Genomic DNA, 6756 nt, shown 5'->3' on the forward strand with positions numbered 1-6756 from the left:
GGATTTTATTTTAATTTTTTACTAATTAAGATTAGAATGGCAAATCATCGTCTTCGTCATCAGCAAAAGGATTGCTTTGTGCTGGTGCAGTCTGTTGATTTGGTTGCGCTGGTGCAGCTTGAGTTGGCTCAGAAGAAGCGTTATCATAGATTTTCTCAATTCTCCAACCAGTAATACTGTTGAAGTACTTAGTGACCCCATCAGGAGAAGTCCATTCTCTTCCTCTAATATTAATCGCAACTTTTACCTGTTCTCCTTCTACGACTTGATCCAACAATTGAATTTTATCTTGCAAAAATTCTATACTAATAGGTTGCGGATATTGCTCTTGAGTAAGAATAATCATCTCTCTCTTCTGAAATCCGGAGCCAAACGTTTGAGTTTCAAAAAGTTTTTTAACTGTTCCTTGTAATTCCATTGTTATTTTTTAAAGTGTAAAAGTAGCAAAATGAAATAAAAAAAGGGAACACTCTCCTGATTTTTTTCTTAGAAATGCAAAAACGTGCATTTTTTTTGTTGTACAATCCAAAAAAGTTATATATTTGCAGTCACAAAAAAGAAGCGTTCTTTATTTCTGCGGATGTGGTGTAATTGGTAGCCACGCCAGACTTAGGATCTGGTGCCGTGAGGCGTGGGGGTTCGAGTCCCTTCATCCGCACTTTTTTAAAAATTTCAAAATTGATTTTGAAATTTTTTTTGCGAAAATAGCTCAGCTGGTAGAGCACAACCTTGCCAAGGTTGGGGTCGCGGGTTCGAGTCCCGTTTTTCGCTCATCCACTTTGCCCTGGTGGTGGAACTGGTAGACACGCAGGACTTAAAATCCTGTGTCCGCAAGGACGTACGGGTTCAAGTCCCGTCTGGGGTACAAAAAACGCTGTTAATCATTTGATTTTCAGCGTTTTTGTTTTTTAAGGGGGAACGAAAGGGGGATTAAAAAAAATTATCAATAACTGAAATTGATTAATGCAGTCGTTCTTCCAATTGCCCTTTCCAAATCGTGAAACCTTTATTGCTATCAGAATAATCGTGAACAATTCTTGAAAAGTTCTGTGGATTAGTTTCCAAATAAACCTGTCGCCCTTTTTCTTTTATGATATTCAGTTCTTTGTCTATTTGTTTTATGGTGTCTATTAGTACAGATTTGCTTTTTTCTAAATGCCAAATGTAAGTTGCTTCTTCGGTATCTAATGTCTCTAAAATTATGTGATAATTTTGTTCTCCTGCAATCAAAAAAACGAATGAAAATGGCTGTAAAGCAAATCGTAGTTTCATCACGTTTCGTTCGTGTTTGTCAGCTAAAAATTGAATGTGTTTGGAATGTTTATATTGTTTTACTTTTAGCAAATCTTCCAAAATACTTTCAGCATCGGAATAAATATTTTGATTTTTTGGAAGTTCATTCGTTGTCAGTATATTTTGTTTTGATGTCGGTATTTGACCGACAAAAGTTTTGTTCAAAAACTGAAATTTCACACTTTCAACGATTTCTTTATTGATGTTTTCAATATCGGAAGAAGTGGCTAATTGCGATAAAATCACTCCATTCTCTAACTCGGCATAAATATCAATCATTACTGATTTTGACTTTAAAACTTTGATGAAATAAGGTTTCAAAACTTCAAATTCTGGTCGGAATTCTTCGTTTTCAATTTCAAAATTAAATCGCTGGTTGCTTCTTTTATCAACATATTCAAAGCCTACATTGCCGTATCCGAAGTCTAAATCTTCAATGGCGATTTTGATTTGTTTTTCAATGAATAAATTTTGTTTTTCGGGGATAAATTCGGTTGGCTCGTCAAACAAACTTGCTTGTTTGGCTATTTTACGATAATAGGTGTTTCGTTTTAAAAAAAGTTTGTTTAAATAGTCAATTTTGATGTCTCGATAATCATAAATTGTTGGATTGATTTCCGAGCGCTGTACACGACCAATGTATTGAATCAACTTGCCTTTGAAAGAAAAAGGATACGCCAAAAATAAAGAACTAATATTCGATAAATCCGAACCTTCGCCAAAATATTGTCCAGTGGTAATTAATATTTGAAAATTGCCTTGTTGCAGAGTTTGCCATTTTGATTTCCTATTGTTTTCAGAATCATCTCCGCTTAAAGTAACGACTTCATAAGATTGCTTCAGGAAAAGATAAAGCGTGTTAATATGTTCCCTTCTTTCCGTGATAATGGCAATTCGTTTTCCTTTTTGGATTTCATTTTTAATGTCATTCAGAATCAATTTATTCCTTTCGGAATCGTGAACCAGAATCTTTGAAAGTGTTTCAAAATTGTCTGTTTTGGAATTGAATGGTACATCTAAATTCGTAGTTCTGACAATGATTTGTGCGTGCTGGAAGTTTTCTATTTCGTTAGATGTAATTTCTGAAATGATTTCCCCAAGAAATGCAAAAATCAGTTTATCATCATTGTATTTTCGGAATGGAGTTGCCGTCAATCCGTAAAGATAAAATGTGTTTAATTTTTCAATGCTATTGCGAAAAGTTTCAGCAGGAATATGGTGGCATTCATCCACCAAAATAGTTCCGAATTGATTTTGAATTTGCTCAATTTGTTTTTGTAAACTTTGAATAGTTGCGATGGTAATTTGTTTTCCAATTTTTGTTTTGCCTTGTCCAATAATCCCAATTTCTTGTTTAGGAATTCCAAGAAAAGCCTGAACTCTTTCCTGCCATTGTTCTAACAATTGTTTGCGATGGACAACAATTAAAGCTGGTTGTCTTTTGTCTGCAATAATCTTCAAACCCATAATCGTTTTGCCAGAAGCTGGTGGAGCAACGATAACACCGAAATCCTTTTTCGAAACAGATTCAATAGATTTTTCTTGATGATTTCTCAATGTTGCATTGAACGTATACGAGATTTCGTTTCTCAATTTTCGATTGTCCTGAAAGTCAAATTCCAAATTTTGCTCTTTGCAAAACCGAAGCAATTTTCCTATAAAACCTCTTGGAATAATGATTTTACTTTCGGTTTCTTCCACCAGCTTAAAATACCTTTCTGTACCAAAAGTATTTTTTCCTGATTTCTTCTTGATGAAATATTGCGAGTTAGTAAAATTCAATTCTTCTTTGAGAAAATTGATGAGCGGAGTTGTCAATCCATTTCTCTGAACACTTATATTTTGTTGAAGCAAAATCGTCAATTTCCCATTGTTATTTTTGGGAATTGGGAGATTTTGATAGGTGGAAATTTCTTGATATAATTTGTCTAAAATTTCTATCGAAACTCGTCCTATTTCATTTAAAAATTGCCATTGATTTGGATAAGGTTCAAAATTTTCTGGATTGATAAAACAGCTATTCCCCTCTTCCATTGCATGTTTGAAAAATGGCAAAGCAATCAAATTCCCCAAACCTTTTCCCGAAAGAAAATCCTGATTTGGAAACAATCTATCGAAACTGGAACTTTTATCAAACATTGAAAACGTTCCCGATTGTTCTAAAATCAAAATGAAAATTTTTCTACTTCGAATTGCAGGGTAAGCCCTATCAAAAAAGATCCAAACGTGTCCTCCGTTTCCAGAACGGGAACGCTCCAAATAGGCAGGAATGCTTTGCTCTTTGCAAGCGTTTAAGAAATTGATGGCTTCTACTTTCCAATTTTGCTTATCAAAATCAGCCACCAAAAACCAAGATGTATTATCCTGCAACAATGGATAAACTCCAATTTGTTGAACTCCGTTTAAATGTTTTTGAATTTCTTTATCTGTAAGTGGTAAATAATTTTTGTGGGGATAATTTTGAAATGTTCCGCCATTCATTTTATGAATGCGATATTGATATGGATCATAATGATAAGCAGGCATATATCCAGACTTTCCCGTTTTCTCCCAACGAACAGCAAATACATCCTCTCTTCCTCGAAATAAGGAGAGTAAAGTGTTTATATTCTTGGAATTAAATTCATTCATCAAAACTCAATAAATGTTAGGTAATAATTTCTACTTCCTCTTCGTTAAACCACCCATTACTAACGACATTTTTCTTTAGTTCTTCTGGTAGATCCGTGTAAGCAACTATAGCCAAACTTTCTTTAGCTCTACTACAAGCTACATAAAACAGTCGCATCGTTCTATCTATTCCTGTTTCTTTACCTTCATCTATGTTTTTCTTGTCAGTGGGAGTAAGTGGCTTTAATCCAAATAATTTATCGTAGCTAAACATAAATCCTTTTGACTCTTCATCGTCAATAATAACCATTACACGCTCAAATTCGAGTCCTTTAACGCCTTGATGCGTTCCAAATTTCGACTCTTCATTGATATATTCATTATACTTTACTATCTCGGTAAAATTGGCTTTTAATGCTTCTTCCCAGGCTATGAAAACTTCATCTTCTTCATCTATTTCATCATTGTCAACACTATTTTCGGTATCAATGCCTCCTCTCTGTAAAACAACTTTTAGCAAGGGCGGAATTTTAAACAAATTAGTTTCTTGTATTTTCTTTAATATATCATTTAGTGTAGGATTGTTACCTTCATTCCACAAAGACAGTAATTCAATGACCTTATCATTTGTAGTATGCAATAATTCTAATTTATTGGCGTCATTTTCTAATGTCTGTTTATCTATTAAATGTGAGTGCTGCTTTATGATATTAGCAATCTCAAATTTGTTCTTCTTAATATGAGCTTTATATAAGGGTAAAACTATTTTCGCAAATAAATTAATTGAAGATGAAGTGCCGTCTAATAAACCCGTTTTTAGCTTGTCAATAGTATAAAGAGGATTAAAGAAAGTGGAAAATCCCATTCTTGTTGCGGCCATGTGATGCTCTAATGTTAAAGTCATGATTTCAGCATTATCTCCAGTCCATTTATCATCTTTTGCTGCTTCCTGCATTTTCTGACGAATTTGTTCTTCTGTCTCAGATTTATTTTTTGTTCGGGAAACAGCAAAGAACCTGACAATTCCACCTTTATTTTCAATACGTGGAAATTGTTCCTGACCATCTATATCTTCTCTAATTTTATTTATTAGGTCAATTATTCTTGATTTTGAACGATGATTCATTTTTTTCGCAGGCTTAACCCATTTCTCTGGTAATCCGATTCCCAGATTTTCTTTTCCATCTGAATAAATTCTTTGTATTGTATCTCCAAACAACCCCAACGAAAGTCTTTCTTCATATTGATTTTGTAGGTCAAATAATGCATCAATTAACTCCTTTTTAGTATCCTGACTCTCATCTATAAGGATAACAGGGTATTTGTTTATCAGGATTTGTTTGAATAAGTCTTTTGATTTAATAAAATCAGCAGTAATGGAAATTACCTCAGTATGACTTAAGGAGTCTTTTGTTAGATTATCCCCATTGGGGTTGTAAATAAACTTTTGAATCGTTTCAAGCGATGTGAGTCTTTTATTTTTAGACTCTATTTTTTTTGCTCTACCAATAGAAGTCTTATTATTTAGATCTCTACTTTTAGATTGTTCTACTTCTAATTCTGCTATTTCAACAATTAAATTACTCTTTATCCAGGCTTTGATGTCGGGCGTAAAGCTCTTTATTAATTCCCAGCAGAAACTATGAATTGTGCTAACATTAAATATTGAACTATATTCTAGCCTATGAGTAATTTCATTGGCAGCCGCGTTAGTATAGGTAATAATTGCAATTTTTTTATTTCTTAATTTATATTCCTGTCCAAATTCCTCTTTAAAGCGCGCCAACACATTTACAAGTGTTCTTGTTTTTCCTGAACCAGCTCCTGCAAAAAGGAAAAAGCTTTGAGGTGATGAGGGTTTAATACTTTCATAAATCACATCATCAACTGGAGCATCTATTTCATTAGTATATTCAGCCATTAGATTTATGTTTAGTTGATTAATCCTTGTTTGTTACTTTTTAATTGTTCTTCAATCCAGTTTAAACCTTCTTTTATATAAGAAGGAGTTTTTATCTTTTTCGGGGCTTCAAAATATAAAATATCTAAGGCAAATTCTGCTTTTTTGGCTTGTTTGTCGTTAATGATTGTATATGTTTCTTGCACTAACTCTTTTAAATCCTCTTTTTTAGAAGCTTCTACCATCTTTTTCAAAAGACCTGTAGCATCAGCAATAGCTTTAAAGTTATCCTTGTTTTCAATGACCAATGCGTCTTCAAATGTGTAGGGATAAACAATGGTTTTGTCACCACCATTGTCAAATTCGATTGCTTTTTGATAGGCTACCCTAATTGGCAAATCTTTTTTTATTTTATCATCTGAGTTTAAATTCAATAATTCATCTAAGAGTTCTTTTTGCGGATGCCAGGTTTTGAGGGTGTCATTATTTGTTTTATAATTCTTCCCTAATTCTGGCTGACATTTCTTCCCATTATCATTTGGGTTGATAGAATCAACATCGGTAATAACCAAACAAATCAAACCTAATTTTTCAATGAGGGGCTTTAATCTGTGGGCATGACTCCCACCAATTTCTAAAATTGTTACATAGCAGCTATCTAACAAACAATTTTCATTCTTTATAAAATGTGGTAGTAGAATTCTTTCGGCAGGGCCTTCTACTAAAATAACTGCGTCGGCAAAAAACAAATCATTATGAGTAGTATTTAGGTATCGAATCACAAATTTTTCGGTCTCTCTTTCTTCTATGCCAAAAACTGATTTCAGACTAATCACCTCTGATGTAGGAAGGGCTAAAGAATTATTTCTTTTAAAATACCGTAAACTTTCAAATTTTTGGTGAGCGATGTAGCTGGAATGTGTACTAATGACTAATTGTGTTGTAAAATCTTT

Annotated in this window: 4 protein-coding genes and 3 tRNA genes; 3 read left to right on the forward strand and 4 right to left on the reverse strand. The window is 33.4% G+C overall.

The annotated features are described in order from the left end of the window. Positions 1-31: 31 nt before the first annotated feature. On the reverse strand, positions 32-418 hold the full coding sequence (locus tag AC4AGG_RS03975; protein ID WP_489770690.1) for a DUF3127 domain-containing protein: 387 nt from the start codon (positions 416-418) through the stop codon (positions 32-34). A gap of 158 nt (positions 419-576) precedes the next feature. Between AC4AGG_RS03975 and AC4AGG_RS03980 the strand changes: the two genes are divergently transcribed. The 3 genes from AC4AGG_RS03980 (at position 577) to AC4AGG_RS03990 (ending at position 865) form a co-directional block, all read left to right on the forward strand. After that, positions 577-658: transfer RNA gene (locus AC4AGG_RS03980), tRNA-Leu, on the forward strand. 40 nt (positions 659-698) lie between these two features. Beyond that, positions 699-771, forward strand: a tRNA-Gly gene (locus tag AC4AGG_RS03985). A 10-nt stretch (positions 772-781) separates the two neighbouring features. Beyond that, positions 782-865, forward strand: a tRNA-Leu gene (locus AC4AGG_RS03990). Positions 866-960: 95 nt separating this feature from the next. Here AC4AGG_RS03990 and AC4AGG_RS03995 read toward each other — a convergent pair. The 3 genes from AC4AGG_RS03995 to AC4AGG_RS04005 form a co-directional block, all read right to left on the reverse strand. Next, the gene (locus tag AC4AGG_RS03995; RefSeq protein ID WP_489770691.1) at positions 961-3924 is read right to left on the reverse strand and encodes a TOTE conflict system archaeo-eukaryotic primase domain-containing protein; all 2964 of its coding nucleotides are present in this window, start codon (positions 3922-3924) and stop codon (positions 961-963) included. Between the two features lie 16 nt (positions 3925-3940). Continuing rightward, complete coding sequence (locus AC4AGG_RS04000; RefSeq protein WP_489770692.1) at positions 3941-5824, reverse strand: UvrD-helicase domain-containing protein; 1884 nt, start codon at positions 5822-5824, stop codon at positions 3941-3943. An 11-nt stretch (positions 5825-5835) separates the two neighbouring features. Further along, the coding region (locus AC4AGG_RS04005; RefSeq protein ID WP_489770693.1) for a TOPRIM nucleotidyl transferase/hydrolase domain-containing protein at positions 5836-6756 on the reverse strand (921 nt) is incomplete at its 5' end.

Source organism: Chryseobacterium sp. CG10_8 (genome assembly GCF_058117085.1).

Coding starts and splice junctions, on each gene's coding strand:
- AC4AGG_RS03975 (WP_489770690.1), bottom strand. CDS start 418: ATGGAATTACAAGGAACAGTTAAAAAACTTTTTGAAACTCAAACGTTT.
- AC4AGG_RS03995 (WP_489770691.1), bottom strand. CDS start 3,924: ATGAATGAATTTAATTCCAAGAATATAAACACTTTACTCTCCTTATTT.
- AC4AGG_RS04000 (WP_489770692.1), bottom strand. CDS start 5,824: ATGGCTGAATATACTAATGAAATAGATGCTCCAGTTGATGATGTGATT.